Origin of the sequence: Nitrospirillum guaranorum (assembly GCF_034653275.1) — a bacterium.
Classification (GTDB): Bacteria; Pseudomonadota; Alphaproteobacteria; order Azospirillales; family Azospirillaceae; genus Nitrospirillum.
Genome location: NZ_JAYEES010000001.1, coordinates 789,079 through 804,656, shown reverse-complemented (window position 1 = coordinate 804,656; position 15,578 = coordinate 789,079). Strand labels below are relative to the sequence as shown.

Below are 15,578 nucleotides of genomic sequence, written 5' to 3'. Positions count from 1 at the left end.
ATCCCACGGGCCGGCGTTGTTGGAATAGTTGTGAAGGGATGGTGGCCGTGAGGGCATTCCCGACCACGGACCCGCGCGCGAACGGGCCCGCCGCGCTGATGTTCGGCCCTTTCACCCTGGTTCCCGCGGAACGACGGCTTGAGGCCGGCGGCAAACCCCTGCGACTGGGCAGCCGCACGATGGACCTTCTGCTCTGTTTCGCGGCCCGTGCCGGCGAGGTGGTCAGCCGCCGAGACCTGACAGCCCATGTCTGGGCTGGAACGCATGTCGAGGACAGCAACCTTCGTTTCCAGATCGGACAGCTCAGGCGGGCCCTGGCGGAGCATTCACCCGGGCGGGAATACATCGCCAACGTTGCCGGGCGCGGCTACTGTTTCACAGCCACCGTCCAGCGTCAGGATCGAGCCCGCGAAGCCCATCCGAACGACAGCCATCCCAACCACAGGCTCCCCCGGCCCTCGGCGCCCCTTATCGGCCGTGACCATGACATCGACGCGATCACGGCACGGATCAACACCACCAGGCTGCTGACCGTGGTCGGCCCCGGGGGCGTCGGCAAGACGGCGACCGCGATGGCCACCGCCCACCGGTGGGCGGCGGAGACGGCCTGCATGACCGTCTTCGTCGATCTTTCGCCACTCACGACCTCAGGCGGGGTCGCGCATGCGGTGGCGTCCGCGCTCGACATCACCGCGACGACCACGGATCCGGCGCCACAGGTGACCGAGGCCCTGTCCGGGCGGGACATGCTGCTGATCCTGGACAATTGCGAACACGTGGCGGAGGACGCGGCGCACCTTGTCGAGCGGCTAATTTCCGCGAGCCCAGACCTGCGTGTGCTTGCGACAAGCCGTGAACCGCTACGCGGGATGGAGGAGGCCATCTACTGGCTGGCGCCGCTCGACGGTCCCATGGTTGGCGACGGCCGCGACGCGACAGCGATGCGCGCGCTGCCGGCCGTGGATTTGTTCATCAGCCGGGCGAGGCGGCAACTGCAGGACTTCGATCCCGACGACCACGCCACCAGGATCGTGGCCGATCTCTGCCGCCGTTTGGATGGCCTGCCCCTGGCCATCGAGCTGGTGGCCGGACGGGTCGGATCGCTAGGCCTGGCCGGACTGTCCACGCTGTTGGCCAGCGCGCCCTTGACGATGGAGGGAGCGCGGCGCGCGGCACCCGGCAGGCAACGCACCCTGCGGGCCAGCCTGGATTGGAGCTATGCTTTGCTGCCGCCGGCCGAGGCCGCCATGTTCCGCGCCCTATCCATCTTCAGCGGTCCCTTCACGTTGGATGCCGCGCTTTGGGTCATGGATGACGGATCCATGCCCTGGACGGACCTCATGGTCTTGCTGAGTTCGCTGGTGGAAAGATCAATGGTGGCCGTCAACATTGACGCGCACCGGACACGCTATCGATTTCTTGAAACGACGCGGTTCTACGCGCGCGAGAAATTGCTGGGGTCCGGTCAAATGCCGGCGGTCGCGCGCCGACACGCCATGCTGCAGGTCGAGACGCCGGAGCGAACGCTGGCCATGGCCGCGACCGCGCTGAAACGGGACGACCTATCGGCGCCGGACGGCCCTTTGGGTGCTCCGCCCGCCTTCCCCCCTTCCGGCAGGGGGTGGTCGGGGGGCGGAGGGAAGCCCCCCGGTGACCGAACCGGCCGCTCCGTTCCCTGGCGAAAGACGGATTCCATGGGGCGCCCGTTCCGCGCCTGATCACCGCCCATTTCTCCCGGTAACGCCCCAACCGCAGGACACCGCGCCTATCGGGCGAGTTGGATCAGCGCAGATCTAAGCGGCGCACCTTCTGGACCAGATCGGTGATGCTTTTGGCCTTTAATTTCCGAAAGGCGCTGCTGCGGTGTATCTTCACCGTAATTTCGGCTATGCCGAGCTCGTGCGCGATCTGCTTGTTCAGCAGGCCGCGGTCGACGGCCCTCAGAACCTCGACCTCGCGGGGGGTGAGCTGCGACGCCAGCAGCCGCAACTCATCCATATCCCGTTCTTCCACACGGCGCTTCGCATCGGCGCGCAGGGCGGCCGACACGGCATCCAGTAACTCCTGCTCACGGAAGGGCTTAGGCAGGAAGTCCACCGCCCCGGACTTCATGGCCTGCACCGACATGGGAACATCCGCGTGGCCCGAGATGAAAATGATGGGCAGGCGGGTTCCGGCGGCGTTCAGACGGGCCTGGAACTCCAGACCGCTCTCACCCGGCAGCCGGACATCCAGGATCAAGCAGCTCGGCCGGTCCGGCAGGATGTCGGCCAGGAAAGCCTGGGTGGATGCGTAGTTCTTGACGGGAAGGCCCACCGAGCAAAACAGGTCCGTGACGCCACCGCGCACGTCCTCGTCATCGTCGACGATATAAACGATGGGGCTATTCTCAGCGGGCTCGGATTGGGTCATGGGTCGACGGCGTCGCGTGAAAACCTGAAACGAAATGGAGCGATCTGGTTCCGAAGGATACACAGCCACTGGTAACGCCGACAGGCCTATCTGCGAAAGCCACCTCATACCGTGGTATGATGCAATCTAGGCGAGTATTTTTCAATCAGCCGATATTGTCCATTAAAATCACGTGGATTCTTGCGCCATTTCTCAGCCATCCATGATAATTGGCAAATCACCTGGCCACCTTGCTTCACATTGGTCGGTCCCTGGCGCGGATGACTTGCCGTGGGGCATCACCGAACGAACCGGACATCGCCGGCCGACACGACACGGGCGTCGTGGAGACTTCGCCCCCATCGCCAGGCCATAGCCCCCACAACCCGTCGAAATAGGCGCCGGTCGGCGCCGTAAGAAGCCGTGTTTCCATTGGATCGCGGTGCGTCTTGCCCGCCGAGCGGCGCTGCGATCCGACAGCCAGCACCTGCCCCTAATACCGCGGTATGAGGGGATACAGCCGGCCGGACAATGGCACTCTGGCGATCGCGCATGGCATGCGTGGAAAACGGTTCCCTCAGCGAGGCACCCCTAAGCCAGGCCTGTCACCCACCCCACCAAGAGGATGCGACCCCATGAAAGCCGTCGGCTATTACGTTCCCGGAACCGTCGATCGTGACGATGCCCTGGTCGACCTGGTCCTGCCGGCCCCGACGCCAGGCCCCCGCGACCTGCTGGTGCGTGTGAAGGCGGTGTCCGTCAATCCGGTGGACACCAAGGTCCGGATGGGGGGCATGGGTCGGCCGCCGGCCGGCCAGGCCCGCGTCCTGGGTTGGGACGCGGCTGGTATTGTCGAAGCCGTGGGCGCCGAGACGACCATGTTCAAGGTCGGCGACGAGGTCTACTACGCCGGCGATCTCAGCCGCGCCGGCACGAACGCGGAACTGCACGCGGTGGATGAACGCGTTGTGGCCCTCAAGCCCCGGACGCTGTCCTGGGCCCAGGCCGCCGCCCTGCCGCTGACCGCCATCACGGCTTGGGAGCTGTTGTTCGACCGCTTGCGCGTGCCATACGGCAAGAAGCAAGGCCTTGGCACCCTTCTGGTCATCAATGGCGCCGGCGGTGTCGGTTCCATCCTCATACAACTGGCGCGCCGCCTGACCAGTCTGACTGTCGTCGCCACGGCCTCGCGTCCAGAGACGGTCGCCTGGGTTCAGGACATGGGGGCGCACCACGTCATCGACCACCACAAGGCGCTGGATGAGGAACTGATCCGCATCGGCATACCAGAGGTGGAATACGTCGCCGGCCTGACCGCGACGGAAAGGCACCTGCCCCTTCTTCCCAAGATCATGGCGCCCCAGGGTCACCTGGCCCTCATCGACGACCCGAATTCCTTCGACATCGTGCCGTTGAAGCGCAAGTCGATCACGGTCGCCTGGGAACTGATGTTCACCCGATCGCTGTACCGGACCCATGACATGATCGAGCAGCACAAGCTGCTGCAAGAGGTGGCGCATCTTCTCGACGCGGGCGTGCTGAAGACAACCCTGACCAAGGAGATCACGCCGATCGACGCCCGCACACTGAAGGCGGCCCATGCCGCCGTGGAAAGCGGTGCCGCCATCGGCAAAACCGTGCTCAGCGGCTTTTGAGGAGAATGAAAGATGTCCCCCACCTTTCCGCCTGAACAAATCCAGCTGGTCGCCCACCTCACCGCCAAACCCGGCAGGGAACAAGCCCTGGTCGACGCCATCACCGCCATCGTGCCGGCCGTGCGGCGCGAGCCTGGTTGCATCGCCTATTTGGCCCATTCAAGCCGTGAGGACCCAGGGACGGTGGTGATGTACGAGGTCTGGGCGGACCAGACCGCCCTGGACGCCCATGTCAAAGGGGCCAACCTCGCCAGCCTGGCGGCCCGGTTCGACGATCTGCTGAGCGTGCCGCTGCGGGTGGAACCGCTGCGGCGCATCGCCTGATGGATCGTCCCGTTCGCGTCGCTGGCCGAGGGCACGGCGGATGGACATTGGAGACGCCGATGACACCGACATACCACGCGGCGGTGTTCGGGTGCTGACGGTCCTGGTTCCCGTGACCATCACCGTCAGCGTGGCCCTGCTCATAAGCCAATGGCGATTGCGGGTCGCCACCCGTGCGTTGGCGGCCGGCCGGCAGGAGCTCGAGCATCTTCTCCTATCGGTTCCCAAGATCATCTGGCGCGCTGGCCCCGACGGCGTCCCCGACTTGGTGAACAAGCGGTTCGCCACGCTCACAGGGGTGGACCTCGTCGCCCCCGGCGCCGTCGAATTCCAGCACCTCGTCCATCCGGACGACATCAACGCCGTGGGGCGGTCATGGGCCAAGGCCAAGGCGTCACGGAGGCCCTTTCAGATCACCTTCCGCTTGAGGCATGCCGATGGCGGCTATCGCTGGATGTCCGCCACGGGACGCCCGGCGTTTTCGACTTCGGGCGACCTTCTGCGGTGGTATGGCGGCATCAGCGACATCGATGCCGAGGTCGGTGCCCTAGCCACCGTCCAGAGGCTGAACGCCACGCTGGAACAGCGGGTGGAGGAACGCACCCACGACCTGACCCTGAGCGAGGCGCGGTATCGGCGCCTGTTCGAGGTCAGCAACGTCAGCTTTTGCGAGCAGGACATCGGCGACGCCAAGATCTGGCTGGATGAACTGAAACGCGACGGCGTGACGGACTTTCGCGCCTATGTGACCGCCCACCCGGAATTCCTGGACCGCTGCGTCACCGCCATCAAGACAGTGGAGGTGAACGAGGCCTTGGCCCGGCTTCTCGGTTATCAGAACTGCGGGGAACTGGCCGCCAAGCCCCCGCGGGAAAACGCGGAAACGGCGGTGAAGGTGCTGACCGACCAGTTGGAGGCCGCGTTCCACGGTTGGACCAATATCGAAGGCACAACCGTCCTGATTGGCAAGGACGACCGCCGCATCCCCGTCCTGTACACGGTGAGGCTGGTGTCGGATACCCGCCAGGTCTCCAGCCACATCGACCTGACGGAGCGGGAGCGCATCGAGGCGCTGCGCACGGCGGCGCAGGCGGAACTCGCGCGATCCAATCGCATCGCCACGGTGGGGGCGCTGTCCACATCCCTGGCGCACGAGCTCAACCAACCCATCGCCGCCATCATGACCGACGCCGGCACCGGCGTGCGCTGGTTGGAAGCCGATCCTCCCAATACCGACGGCCTGCGGCGGGTGCTGCGGCGGCTGGAGGTCAACGGGAAACGTCTGGCTGACATCGTGCAGCGGACCCGTGACCAGTTGGTCAAGGGGACGCGCACCGCCTCCGCCTTCGATCTTGGGCAGTTGATCGCGGAAACGAAGGACCTGCTGGAACGCGACCTGACCATGCGACAGTCAGCGATGACGGTGGCGTGCCCCCACGACCTGCCCCAGGTGATTGGTGACCGGGTGGAGGTGCGTCAGGTCCTGGTGAACCTGCTGATGAACGGGTTGGACGCCATGGCCGCCGTACCGGCCAGCCAGCGCCAGTTGTCGGTTGCCGTCGGGCATGGCGTGAACGGCATGATCCGGGTGGCGGTCGCCGACACGGGGCCCGGCATCGCCGAGGAAGATATGGCCAAGTTGTTCCAGCCGTTTTTCACCACCAAGCCGGGCGGCATGGGTATTGGGCTGCAGATATGCCGCACGGCCGTCGAAGCCATGGGCGGCACGTTGAAGGCCGGCAACAACCTGGGCGGTGGGGCCGTGTTCACCTTCACGGTGCCGGCCGTCGACATCCCCCACCCAGTTCCATCCGTCGCGATCGCGTAAAGGCGCGATATCAGCGCCAGGAGGCCAGCGCCCGTTCGACGCTGGTCATCAGCGCCTCGGAATTACAGGGTTTCTCAAAGAAATCGTGAACTCCTAGCTTGCGGGCCTTGGCGCGCACCTGCTCACTGGGGAAAGCGGTCAGGAGGATGACAGGGCAGTCGTTCCGGCGTTGGCGCAGCAGGGGCTGGATTTCCAGACCGGAGAGGCCCGGCATTTGGATGTCGGAAATCACGCAGGCCACTTGCCCTAAATCCGAGGCCAGGAATTCCTCCGCCGTCGCGAACGGGGCCGTGGCATAACCGAAGGACTGCAGTAAATCCTCCAGGCTGGCCCGCACCAGCGCATCGTCATCAATCACAGCCACGGTTTTCTCAGACGTCATTAAGGTCGCCCTTGCAAATCCTGGTCCCGGCCCAGCCACAAAGGCCACCAATCCCCTACCGCCATTGTCCCATTCGGCGGCCTGACCCGCACCAATCAAACGACATCGGCCCCTGGCGGCCATAACGCCGGCCAGCCCCAGAAGACCAAGGCGTTTCCTCCCCCATTTCCGCTAAGCGGCTTTCATCGTGATGCTTTCCTCGGGAAGGCCGTTCAGCGGCGGCCGCACGTCTTCCTCCCGCTTCCAAGTCCGCCGCCAACGCAAGGGCGTCTCGCCCACCATTTTACGAAAGAGGCGTGAGAAATGGGACTGGTCACTGAATCCGCATGCGCACGCGATGGCGCTTAAGGTGTCATTCGTGGTCAACATGAGGACTTGCGCCCGCCGAATGCGCCGCTTCGTGATGAAGTCACGGGGGGCATCCCCCATCGTCACCTTGAAGGCCCGCGCGAAATACGAGGTGCTGAGACGGCATACGCGCGATAGTTCCTTGATCATGATCGTCGTCGCCAGACTCTTTTCTATGTATTCGACAACTTGACGGATCTGCTTTGGCGTCAATCCCCCCTTCAGGGGCGGATCCTTCACGTCCAACGCCACCGGCATCAATTCAACATCGTCACTTGCATTTCTATTGATGCCGAGGACCATGGCCATTTCCTCGAGATATTCCCTGACCGCGGACAAATCGGAATTAAGCGCTTCCCTGGCATTGATCGCCAAGGAGGCAAGTCTCGCCACTCGATGACCTTCAATCCCCCGAAAAGAAATATCAGATTCTCGCACGCATGTTAAATCGACATCTTGCGAAGACTGCAGCATCGTCAACTCCCGTCGCAGAAGGCGGGAGCATCGTGTAATCCCCGGCAGTTTTATGGAATAGTACCCATGCTCATGCCAACCCATACCAGGTAGGTCACACCCTATACCGTGGTTTAGGGGTGGAAGACGCCATCCCCTCCCCAGGTTTAACACCCAACCGTGGACGGAACCGATAAATTGGCCGCACCACCGCCTGGCTTGCGGCCATTCTGGCCGCGACTGGAAGGGGCCTGGCATGTCATTCCTGGTTTCCGGTCGCCCACACGATGATGGAAGAGTTCTTCGTCTTTCTTTCGGTTGGCATACTGCTCTGCCTGCTCGCCGGATTGGTGCTCGGCTATCACCGGCACAATTTGGCCCTCAAGACGCTGTACTTCGATGCGGCACCGATCCCCATGCTGATCGAGGATTGGTCGCGGGTGCGTCCCGCCCTGGCAGCCTTGAAGGCGCAGGGCGTCGCCGACATCGGGGCGCATCTGGCCGCCCACCCGGAACTGGTCCTGGAATATCGGAAAAGCCATCGCTTCGTCGATGCGAACGACGCCGCGCTGCGGCTGTTCGGCGCACAGGACAGGCCCCAGTTCCTGGGCATCGCGTCCCAATTGCTGCCGGCCGACCTGGACAGCAACGCCCGCGTCTACCAGATTCTGCTCGAGGGGAAGCTGACCGCCCAAGGGGAACGCATGCTGCGGACCTTGGACGGAAGAAGCGTTCCCATCATCTGGCGCGCAACCGTGCCCCCGTCCGGCAACGCCAGCCGCATCCTGTTCTATGCCTTCGACGTCAGTGAGCAGAAACGGGCCCAGGAAGTCTTGTTGAGCGCACGGGGTGACCTGGCGCACGCGGCGCGTATTTCCACCGTGGGGGAACTGAGCGCGTCGATCGCGCATGATGTGGCCCAGCCCTTGGCGGCGATGGCCGCCTCCGCCACCGCCGCCCAGCAATGGTTGCTGCGGGAAACGCCCAGCGTGGACCGGGCCCTGAACGCCCTGCACCAGATCCGACTGAACGCCCAGCGCGCCAACGACGTGGTCGGCCGCATAAAAGCCTTTCTGCGCAAGGAACCGAAGCGCAACGCCGTCAGCGCCGAAGCGCTGGTCCGGGATGCGCTGGAGTTGATCGGGAGCGAGGCTTACCGCTTCGACGTGACGATACGGTCCCATATAGAACCGGACCTGCCCACGGTCCGGGTGGATGAGGTGGAGATCAAGCAAGTCATCATCAACTTGGCCCTCAATGCCATGCAGGCCATGGCACTGGCCAATACCCAGGACCGCATCCTTACCGTCACACTTTCCAACAAGCTGCGGGAGGGCGGCATCGAGGTCCAGGTCCGCGACAACGGCCCGGGCATCAGCCCGGAGATCGTCAGCCGGATATTCGAGCCCTTCTTCTCCACGAAAGAGGATGGCATGGGGCTCGGCCTGGTCATTTGCAAATCCATCATTGAGAGCCACGGTGGCGACCTTGGCGTCGTGAGCGTGGTCAGCCTGGGCACGGCGTTCCACTTCACCCTGCCCTATGACCAAGCCATGTTCCGCTAGCCGGCCATGGAACGTGGCAGCTATTCAATTCAGCTCAAGCATCTTCACCTTCTGAATGAAGTCGGACGACGTCGTCGCGCCCAATTTGCGAAAGGCGCTGCTCCGGTGCATCTTCACCGTGATCTCGGCGATCCCCAGTTCATAGGCGATCTGCTTGTTCAGCAGCCCGCGATTGACGGCCCTGAGGATTTCGACCTCGCGGGGCGTAAGATCGCTGGCCAGGTGCCGCAGCTCCCGCTGGCGCTGTTCGCGCAGCCAACGGTCCCGATCGCCGCGCAAGGCTTCCCACACCGCATCCAGCAAATCCTGGTCGCGGAAGGGTTTGGATAGGAAGTTGACCGCCCCCTGCCGCATCGCCCGCACCGACATCGGCACGTCGGCATGGGCGGTGATGAAAATGATGGGCAGATGCTGGTTTTCAGACCTCAGGCGAGCCTGAAGTTCCAAGCCGCTTTCCTCGGGCATGCGCACGTCCAGCACCAGGCAACTGGGCCGTTCGGGCATGCCGGACGATAGGAAGGCGCCGGCGGAACCATAGGTGGCGATCTCAAGGCCGACCGACAGGAACAGATCGGCCAGCGCGCTGCGCAAATGCTCATCATCATCGATCACGATGACCAGCGGCTTGAGATGCAAAGGGTCGTCTGGCACCGGACGTGACATTGATCAATACCTCCAACTTCCCAACCGAGAACGCCGGTGACCCGCGACGGCCGCGATGGAGGCCAGGCGTTAACCAAATGGTCGGTAGGATCCCCAAGATGCCTTAGAGAACAAAGGGATCGCCGTCATACCGTGGTATAGGGGCCTTAAAATGGAGGTAGGATTCAAGGCCCGGTCCGCAGAGGCCACCTTATGCCCAGGACCGCCCCTGGCGGCCCCCTGACAATCGTACGCGCATGCCCGCCCCGACTGGCGGGCGTCGCCGCGAAGGAGAAGGTCCATGCACGGGATCGGCCTCGTTCTCGCACCCGGCTTTCAAATGATGAATCTGGCGGTCGCCGCCGCCTTCGAACAAGCGAACGCGGTGGCCCCCAAGCCCATGTACGCCTTATCCTTCCTGTCGGAGGGTGGGGGCGAGATCCCCAGTTCCATGGGGTTGGGGGTCCGGACGGCCGCCATCGGCGAACACGCCTTCGACACCACCTTTTTCATTGGGGCCCAGTCCCCGTCGGCCGCCGCCGCGCCTGCGTGCTCTCGCGGCATGAGAACCTTCCTGCAGCGTGCCGTCCAGGGCTCCAGACGGCTGGCGGCCCCCTGCACTGGCGCCTTCCTCCTGGCGGACGCGGGCGTGCTGGATGGCCGGCGGGCCACCACGCATTGGGCCCGGGTCGCGGACCTGCAGCGTCATTATCCCAAGATCAAGGTGCAAGCGGACCGCATCTTCGTCTCCGACCAGAACATCTGGACCTCAGCGGGCATGAGCGCCTCCCTGGATCTGGCCTTGGCGCTGATCGACGAGGATCTGGGCCCGGAGATGTCGCACGCGGTGGCGCGGCAGTTGGTCATGTACCATCGGCGGCCAGGCAACCAACCCCAGCTGTCCACCCTGCTGGCCCTGCCGTCCACGACCGATCGCGTGAAGCGGGTCCTGTCGTATGCCCGGGAGAACTTGCAGCGGGAGCTGTCGGTGGACGAGCTGGCCGGCATCGCCCGGCTGAGCCCACGCCAGTTCAGCCGTCTGTTCCGCCGGGAAACCGGCCATTCCCCCGCCAAGGCCGTGGAGGGCCTGCGGCTGGAAGCGGCCCGCGCCTTGCTTGATAGTGGCCACCAATCGCTCGACCAAATCGCCTTTGAGACGGGCTTCTCAGATCGGGAAAGAATGCGCCGCGCCTTCCAGCGTGGTTTCGGCCATCCCCCTCAGGCCGCGCGGCGCGCCATGAGGTTGGCCAGCGCCTGATATTGCTCAGCCCTGATTGATGTTGAATATCAATTTTATTTTAATCCCCATATGTATTTTGTTTTCTGGGTCTACCCTTGCATATCCTTTGGGGGTATCGAATATAAATGAATCAATCAATGCCCTTCCCTTGCGCCAGGTCAAGGCGGCCGGGCGACACTTGCGCCAAGATGGCTCGCGATAGGGACCGCCGCCCGTGACGGGCCTGATCGATCGATGCCATTGACATCCGTGTTGCCTGCCCCTCGCACCCATCGGAGGAGAGCATGCCGGAACCATCCCGTCAGCCGACCGCCCCCACCGGCCTTGCCGAGGAAATTATAAAGGATGGCGCGTTTGAACGCGTGATCCGCTTCCATCCCACCGGCATCCCCGTCCCCGCGGATCGGCCACGGGCGCTGCTCATCGCGCCGTTGTCGGGGGTGAATCCCCGCCTGCTGTACGACATGGTGGCGGATTTGACGCCGTCGACGGACCTGCACCTTCTAGAATGGCGCGACGCCGCCGACATGCCCCTGGAATGCGGCGGCTTCAGCCTCGCGCGCAGGAGACAAAGATGAGCGACGACAAGACCTTGCAACTGGATGTGATGGCTGAGCTGGCATGGGATCCGCATCTGGACGCCAGTCATATCGGGGTGACAGCGGAAGGCGTCGTGGTGACCCTGACCGGTCACGTCCGCACCTGGGCGGAAAAGCGGGCCGCCGTCGCCAATGAAATCGAGGTCCGCCTTCCGCCGCAACGCCAACCTGGCGGCGGACCATCTCAGCATCATCGCGGACGGCCCGGTGGTGGCCCCGAGGGGCCGCGTCCGCGGTTGGCAGGAACATGACATCGCGGAACGCGCGGCCTGGGCCCCCCCCGGTGTCACCGAGGTCAACAACCTGATCCAGGTCGAACCGTAAGCGGCCCTGCCGGGGATCGCGTCACCGGCGATGGAGGAGCGGCATGAAAGGCAAGCAGTTGCGGGAATGGGCGCTGGGTGGCGGGACGCGGGACATCCTGACCCGGACGCCGGTTCCAGCGCTGCTGGCCCACTGAGCCCGCGCCCCATTTCCAGGGTGGATACAGAGAGATGACCATGATGGCACACGGGCGCCACCGGGAGCCCATGCAGAACACATCCCCACCCGCCACCTGGACCCTGCCGCTGGCCGACCTGTTGGCGGCGCTGCCGGCCGATGCCGCCGGCCTCACCAGCGCGGAGGCGCAGCGGCGACAGCGGCAGTGGGGCCCCAACCAGGTGTTGGGCCACCGCCGGCGACCCGCCTGGCTGGACTTCCTGGCCCGTTTCGCCAATCCGCTGGTCCTGATCCTGCTGTTCGCCAGCGCGCTGTCGGCCGCCACCGGCAACACGTCCAGTTTCGTCATCGTCGCCGTGGTCGTCCTGCTGAGCGTCGTGCTGGACTTCATCCAGGAGCGGCAGGCCGAAGCGGCGGTGGAGGCCCTGCGCCGCACCGTCGCCGTGCGGGTCCAGGTGTGGCGCGACGGCGATGAGACGACCGTGCCGCTGGAACAACTGGTGCCGGGGGACGTGGTGCGGCTGGCGGCCGGTGACCTGGTCCCCGCCGACTGCCGCGTGTTGGAGGCGCGCGACCTGTTCGTGAACCAGGCCATCCTGACAGGCGAACCCTATCCGGTGGAGAAGCGGGCGGAAGCGGGCCCCTTGCCCGCTGGCACGCCTGGGGAGGCGACCGCCTGCCTGTTCATGGGCACCTCAGTCCTGGCCGGCAGCGCCAGGGCCGTCGTCTGCCTAACAGGCGGCGCCACCCTGTTCGGACAGATGAGCCGGGGCCTGCAATCCATGGCACCGCCGACGGCCTTCGAAACCGGGGTCCGCCGCTTCGGCTTCCTCATCCTGCGGCTGACCTTTTTCCTGGTCCTGTTCGTGCTGTCGGTCAACACCCTGTTCCACCGCCCCTGGCTGGACTCCCTGATGTTCGCGCTGGCCCTGGCGGTGGGGCTGACGCCCGAGTTGCTGCCCATGATCGTCACCGTGACCCTGGCGCGTGGCGCCTTGCGCCTGGCCGAGCGCCGGGTGATCGTGAAGCGGCTCGCCTCCATGCATAACGTCGGCGCCATGGACGTGCTGTGCACCGACAAGACGGGAACGCTGACCCAGGCCGCCATCCACCTGGTGCGGACATTGGATTGCGACGGCAAGGACGCCCCCCACCTTTTCGAGCTGGCCTACATCAACAGCCGATTTGAGACCGGGTTGCACAGCCCCATGGACGACGCCATCCTGGCCCGCGGCCAGATCGACATGGCCAGCTGGCGGAAGTGCGACGAGGTGCCCTTCGATTTCGAGCGCCGGCGCGTGTCGGTCCTGGCGGACCATGGCGGGACCAAGCTGCTGGTGGTCAAAGGCGCGCCGGAGGACATGCTGCGGCTGTCCGGCCAGTGGCGGGGGCCGGGGGGAATGCTTCATTCCTTGGATGAGGATGCCCGGGCACGGCTGGATGCCCAGTTCCAGTCGCTGGGCCGCGAGGGCCACCGCGTCTTGGCCGTGGCCACGAAGGCCCTGCCACCGGATCGCGAGCATATCGACCGTGCCGACGAATGCGACCTGGTTTTCGAAGGCCATCTTGCCTTCCTGGATCCCCCCAAGGCCAGCGCCACGGCCGCGGTCACCGCGCTGGCCCAGGCCGGCGTGGACATCAAGATACTGACCGGCGACACCGAGGCGGTCAGCCGGCATCTCTGCGCGCAGCTGACCCTGCCCATCACCGGGCTGCTGACGGGCGATGAGCTGCAGGCCATGACCAGCGAGGCGTTGCACGCCCGGCTCAAGGAGGTGAACGTCTTCTGCCGGGTGACGCCGCAGCAGAAGGAGCGGGTGTTGATGGCCTGCCGCCGGGCGGGCCACGTCGTGGGTTTCATGGGCGATGGGGTCAACGATGCCGCCGCCCTGCACGCCGCCGACGTCGGCATTTCCGTGGACAGCGCCGCCGACGTGGCCAAGGAGGCCGCCAGCCTCATCCTGCTGGACCAGGATCTGTCGGTGGTGCACGAGGCCGTGCTGGAGGGGCGGCGCACGGTCCTGAACGTGACCAAGTACGTCCTGATGGGCAGCAGTTCCAATTTCGGCAACATGTTCAGCATGGCCGGCGCGGCCTTGTTCCTGCCTTTCCTGCCCATGCTGCCGGTGCAGGTCCTGCTGAACAACCTGCTCTATGACGCGTCGGAGGCGGGCATCCCCTTTGACCGGGTGGAGGAAGAGGCGCTGGCGCGGCCGGTGCGTTGGAACCTGCCCTTGATCCTGCGTTTCATGCTGGTGCTGGGCCCGGTCAGCTCGCTGTTCGACTTCTTGACCTTCTACGTGCTGCTGCACCTGCTGCACGCGCCGGAAGCCCTGTTCCAGACCGGCTGGTTCATTGAAAGCCTGGCGACACAGGTGCTGGTGATCTTCGTCATCCGCACGCCCCGTGCACCCTGGCGCGGCCGGCCCCACCCCTTGTTGGCCGGGCTGGCCGTGTCCACGGCGGCGTTGGCCGCCCTGCTGCCGCTGACCCCGCTGGGAGGGCTGTTCGGACTGGTCCCTCCGCCGCCGGTCTTCTACCTGTTCCTGGTCGGCGCGGTCGCGGTCTACCTCACTTTGACCGAGGGCGTTAAGCGCCTGTTCTTCAAAAAGTTTTCCTGAGCCAGGTAATGTGTCGACGTCGCTTTCAATGTGGAAGTGCTTCATCGAGCCGGGCCAGGTGCGGCGCCTGGGCCGCAGCGTCCAGGAAAGAGCCGGTGATGCTGTTGCGGGCCAGCCGCACCAGATACGCCCGGTCAAGTTCCAGCGCGGCCGCGACGCGAACGTAGTTGTCCAGCAGGTAGCCGCCGAAATAGGCCGGATCGTCGGCGTTGACCGTGGCCGTCAGCCCCAGGTCCACCATGCGCCGCAGGGGATGCGCCTCCAGGCTGGGCACGACGCAAAGCTTGAGGTTGGACAGCGGGCACACCGTCAGCGTCGTGCCCTGGTCCACCAGCCGCCGGGTCAGGGCCGCATCCTCCAGCGCGCGGTTGCCATGGTCCAGGCGGTCCACGCCCAGGATGTCCAGCGCCTGCCAGATATAGTCGGGCGGCCCCTCCTCACCCGCATGGGCCACCAGCTTCAGCCCCCGCTCGCGCGACGCCTGGAACACCCGGGCGAACTTCGACGGGGGGTTGCCGACCTCGGATGAATCCAGGCCGACGCCGGCGATGCGGTCCAGATAGGGTTCCGCCGCCTTCAGGGTGGCGAAGGCCGATTCCTCATCCAGGTGGCGCAGGTAGCAAAGGATAAGCTTGGAGGTGACGCCCAGCTCCCTCTCCGCCGCCGCCATGCCGGCCAGCAGGCCATCGGCCGCCACCTGGAAGGGGATGCCCCGGTCGGTATGGGTCTGGGGATCGAAGAAGATCTCGGCGTGCACCCCGCCGTCGGCCGCCAGCCGGCGGAAATAGGCCAGCGCCAGGTCATGGAAATCCTCCTCCGTGCGCAGGACCTGGGCACCCTGGTAATAGATGTCCAAGAAGTCCTGAAGGTTCGTGAAGGCGTAGGCCGCCCGCACCTCCTCCACCGTGCGGAAGGGCAGCGCCACCCGGTTGCGGCGGGCGAAATCGAACATCTGCTCCGGTTCCAGGCTGCCTTCGATGTGCAGGTGCAACTCGGCCTTGGGTAAGGACCGGATGAAGTCGGCCAAGGGCGGGGCAAGGGTATCGGTCATGGTCGCTCCTGGTCCCCGGGGGCTGCCCCGGGGACCGC

15 protein-coding genes are annotated in these 15,578 nt (G+C 65.1%); 10 read left to right on the top strand and 5 right to left on the bottom strand.

Annotated elements, in window-relative coordinates; all coding sequences use genetic code 11:
• Positions 1–47 precede the first annotated feature (47 nt).
• Positions 48–1,718 (top strand): ATP-binding protein, encoded by a 1,671-nt coding sequence (locus UAJ10_RS03225; protein ID WP_322913930.1) that lies wholly within the window; start codon positions 48–50, stop codon positions 1,716–1,718.
• 64 nt (positions 1,719–1,782) lie between these two features.
• On the opposite strand, the gene UAJ10_RS03220 is transcribed toward UAJ10_RS03225, so the two are convergent.
• On the bottom strand, positions 1,783–2,412 hold the full coding sequence (locus UAJ10_RS03220) for a response regulator transcription factor (protein ID WP_322913929.1): 630 nt from the start codon (positions 2,410–2,412) through the stop codon (positions 1,783–1,785).
• Positions 2,413–3,026: 614 nt separating this feature from the next.
• On the opposite strand from UAJ10_RS03220, the gene UAJ10_RS03215 reads away from it, so the two are divergent.
• The 3 genes from UAJ10_RS03215 to UAJ10_RS03205 are packed head-to-tail and all read left to right on the top strand — an operon-like array spanning position 3,027 to position 6,198.
• On the top strand, positions 3,027–4,046 hold the full coding sequence (locus tag UAJ10_RS03215) for a zinc-binding alcohol dehydrogenase family protein (protein ID WP_322913928.1): 1,020 nt from the start codon (positions 3,027–3,029) through the stop codon (positions 4,044–4,046).
• A gap of 12 nt (positions 4,047–4,058) precedes the next feature.
• Positions 4,059–4,370 carry a putative quinol monooxygenase gene (locus tag UAJ10_RS03210; RefSeq protein WP_322913927.1) on the top strand — a complete coding sequence of 104 codons (312 nt, stop codon included), beginning with the start codon at positions 4,059–4,061 and terminating at the stop codon, positions 4,368–4,370.
• A gap of 40 nt (positions 4,371–4,410) precedes the next feature.
• Positions 4,411–6,198: a PAS domain-containing sensor histidine kinase gene (locus UAJ10_RS03205; RefSeq protein ID WP_322913926.1), complete on the top strand. Its 1,788-nt coding sequence runs from the start codon at positions 4,411–4,413 to the stop codon at positions 6,196–6,198.
• Positions 6,199–6,208: 10 nt separating this feature from the next.
• Here UAJ10_RS03205 and UAJ10_RS03200 read toward each other — a convergent pair whose 3' ends face one another.
• Both UAJ10_RS03200 and UAJ10_RS03195 read right to left on the bottom strand, forming a co-directional pair.
• Positions 6,209–6,580: a response regulator transcription factor gene (locus tag UAJ10_RS03200; protein ID WP_322913925.1), complete on the bottom strand. Its 372-nt coding sequence runs from the start codon at positions 6,578–6,580 to the stop codon at positions 6,209–6,211.
• A 171-nt stretch (positions 6,581–6,751) separates the two neighbouring features.
• Positions 6,752–7,402 carry an AraC family transcriptional regulator gene (locus UAJ10_RS03195; protein WP_322913924.1) on the bottom strand — a complete coding sequence of 217 codons (651 nt, stop codon included), beginning with the start codon at positions 7,400–7,402 and terminating at the stop codon, positions 6,752–6,754.
• Positions 7,403–7,668: 266 nt separating this feature from the next.
• Between UAJ10_RS03195 and UAJ10_RS03190 the strand changes: the two genes are divergently transcribed.
• Positions 7,669–8,946 carry a sensor histidine kinase gene (locus tag UAJ10_RS03190; protein WP_322913923.1) on the top strand — a complete coding sequence of 426 codons (1,278 nt, stop codon included), beginning with the start codon at positions 7,669–7,671 and terminating at the stop codon, positions 8,944–8,946.
• Positions 8,947–8,970: 24 nt separating this feature from the next.
• Here the strand turns inward: UAJ10_RS03190 and UAJ10_RS03185 are convergent, their stop codons facing one another.
• Positions 8,971–9,609, bottom strand: a complete 639-nt coding sequence (locus UAJ10_RS03185) for a response regulator transcription factor (protein WP_322913922.1) — start codon at positions 9,607–9,609, stop codon at positions 8,971–8,973.
• Between the two features lie 280 nt (positions 9,610–9,889).
• Between UAJ10_RS03185 and UAJ10_RS03180 the strand changes: the two genes are divergently transcribed.
• The 5 genes from UAJ10_RS03180 (at position 9,890) to mgtA (ending at position 14,489) form a co-directional block, all read left to right on the top strand.
• Positions 9,890–10,846, top strand: a complete 957-nt coding sequence (locus UAJ10_RS03180) for a GlxA family transcriptional regulator (RefSeq protein ID WP_322913921.1) — start codon at positions 9,890–9,892, stop codon at positions 10,844–10,846.
• 266 nt (positions 10,847–11,112) lie between these two features.
• A complete protein-coding gene (locus UAJ10_RS03175) occupies positions 11,113–11,406 on the top strand; it encodes a hypothetical protein (protein ID WP_322913920.1) in 294 nt (97 codons plus the stop codon).
• On the top strand, positions 11,403–11,678 hold the full coding sequence (locus UAJ10_RS03170; protein WP_322913919.1) for a BON domain-containing protein: 276 nt from the start codon (positions 11,403–11,405) through the stop codon (positions 11,676–11,678). The genes UAJ10_RS03175 and UAJ10_RS03170 overlap by 4 nt, the downstream gene beginning before the upstream one ends.
• Positions 11,635–11,751 (top strand): BON domain-containing protein, encoded by a 117-nt coding sequence (locus UAJ10_RS29810; protein ID WP_416235336.1) that lies wholly within the window; start codon positions 11,635–11,637, stop codon positions 11,749–11,751. The genes UAJ10_RS03170 and UAJ10_RS29810 overlap by 44 nt, the downstream gene beginning before the upstream one ends.
• A gap of 170 nt (positions 11,752–11,921) precedes the next feature.
• Positions 11,922–14,489, top strand: a complete 2,568-nt coding sequence (gene mgtA / locus UAJ10_RS03165) for a magnesium-translocating P-type ATPase (RefSeq protein WP_322913918.1) — start codon at positions 11,922–11,924, stop codon at positions 14,487–14,489.
• Between the two features lie 25 nt (positions 14,490–14,514).
• Here the strand turns inward: mgtA and UAJ10_RS03160 are convergent, their stop codons facing one another.
• Positions 14,515–15,540: an adenosine deaminase gene (locus tag UAJ10_RS03160; RefSeq protein ID WP_322913917.1), complete on the bottom strand. Its 1,026-nt coding sequence runs from the start codon at positions 15,538–15,540 to the stop codon at positions 14,515–14,517.
• Positions 15,541–15,578: the final 38 nt, after the last annotated feature.

Bases quoted from the DNA above. Each gene is read 5' to 3' on its own strand.
- UAJ10_RS03220 (WP_322913929.1), bottom strand. From the start codon at position 2,412: ATGACCCAATCCGAGCCCGCTGAGAATAGCCCCATCGTTTATATCGTC.
- UAJ10_RS03215 (WP_322913928.1), top strand. From the start codon at position 3,027: ATGAAAGCCGTCGGCTATTACGTTCCCGGAACCGTCGATCGTGACGAT.
- UAJ10_RS03210 (WP_322913927.1), top strand. From the start codon at position 4,059: ATGTCCCCCACCTTTCCGCCTGAACAAATCCAGCTGGTCGCCCACCTC.
- UAJ10_RS03205 (WP_322913926.1), top strand. From the start codon at position 4,411: ATGGACATTGGAGACGCCGATGACACCGACATACCACGCGGCGGTGTT.
- UAJ10_RS03200 (WP_322913925.1), bottom strand. From the start codon at position 6,580: ATGACGTCTGAGAAAACCGTGGCTGTGATTGATGACGATGCGCTGGTG.
- UAJ10_RS03195 (WP_322913924.1), bottom strand. From the start codon at position 7,402: ATGCTGCAGTCTTCGCAAGATGTCGATTTAACATGCGTGCGAGAATCT.
- UAJ10_RS03190 (WP_322913923.1), top strand. From the start codon at position 7,669: ATGATGGAAGAGTTCTTCGTCTTTCTTTCGGTTGGCATACTGCTCTGC.
- UAJ10_RS03185 (WP_322913922.1), bottom strand. From the start codon at position 9,609: ATGTCACGTCCGGTGCCAGACGACCCTTTGCATCTCAAGCCGCTGGTC.
- UAJ10_RS03180 (WP_322913921.1), top strand. From the start codon at position 9,890: ATGCACGGGATCGGCCTCGTTCTCGCACCCGGCTTTCAAATGATGAAT.
- UAJ10_RS03175 (WP_322913920.1), top strand. From the start codon at position 11,113: ATGCCGGAACCATCCCGTCAGCCGACCGCCCCCACCGGCCTTGCCGAG.
- UAJ10_RS03170 (WP_322913919.1), top strand. From the start codon at position 11,403: ATGAGCGACGACAAGACCTTGCAACTGGATGTGATGGCTGAGCTGGCA.
- mgtA (WP_322913918.1), top strand. From the start codon at position 11,922: ATGACCATGATGGCACACGGGCGCCACCGGGAGCCCATGCAGAACACA.
- UAJ10_RS03160 (WP_322913917.1), bottom strand. From the start codon at position 15,540: ATGACCGATACCCTTGCCCCGCCCTTGGCCGACTTCATCCGGTCCTTA.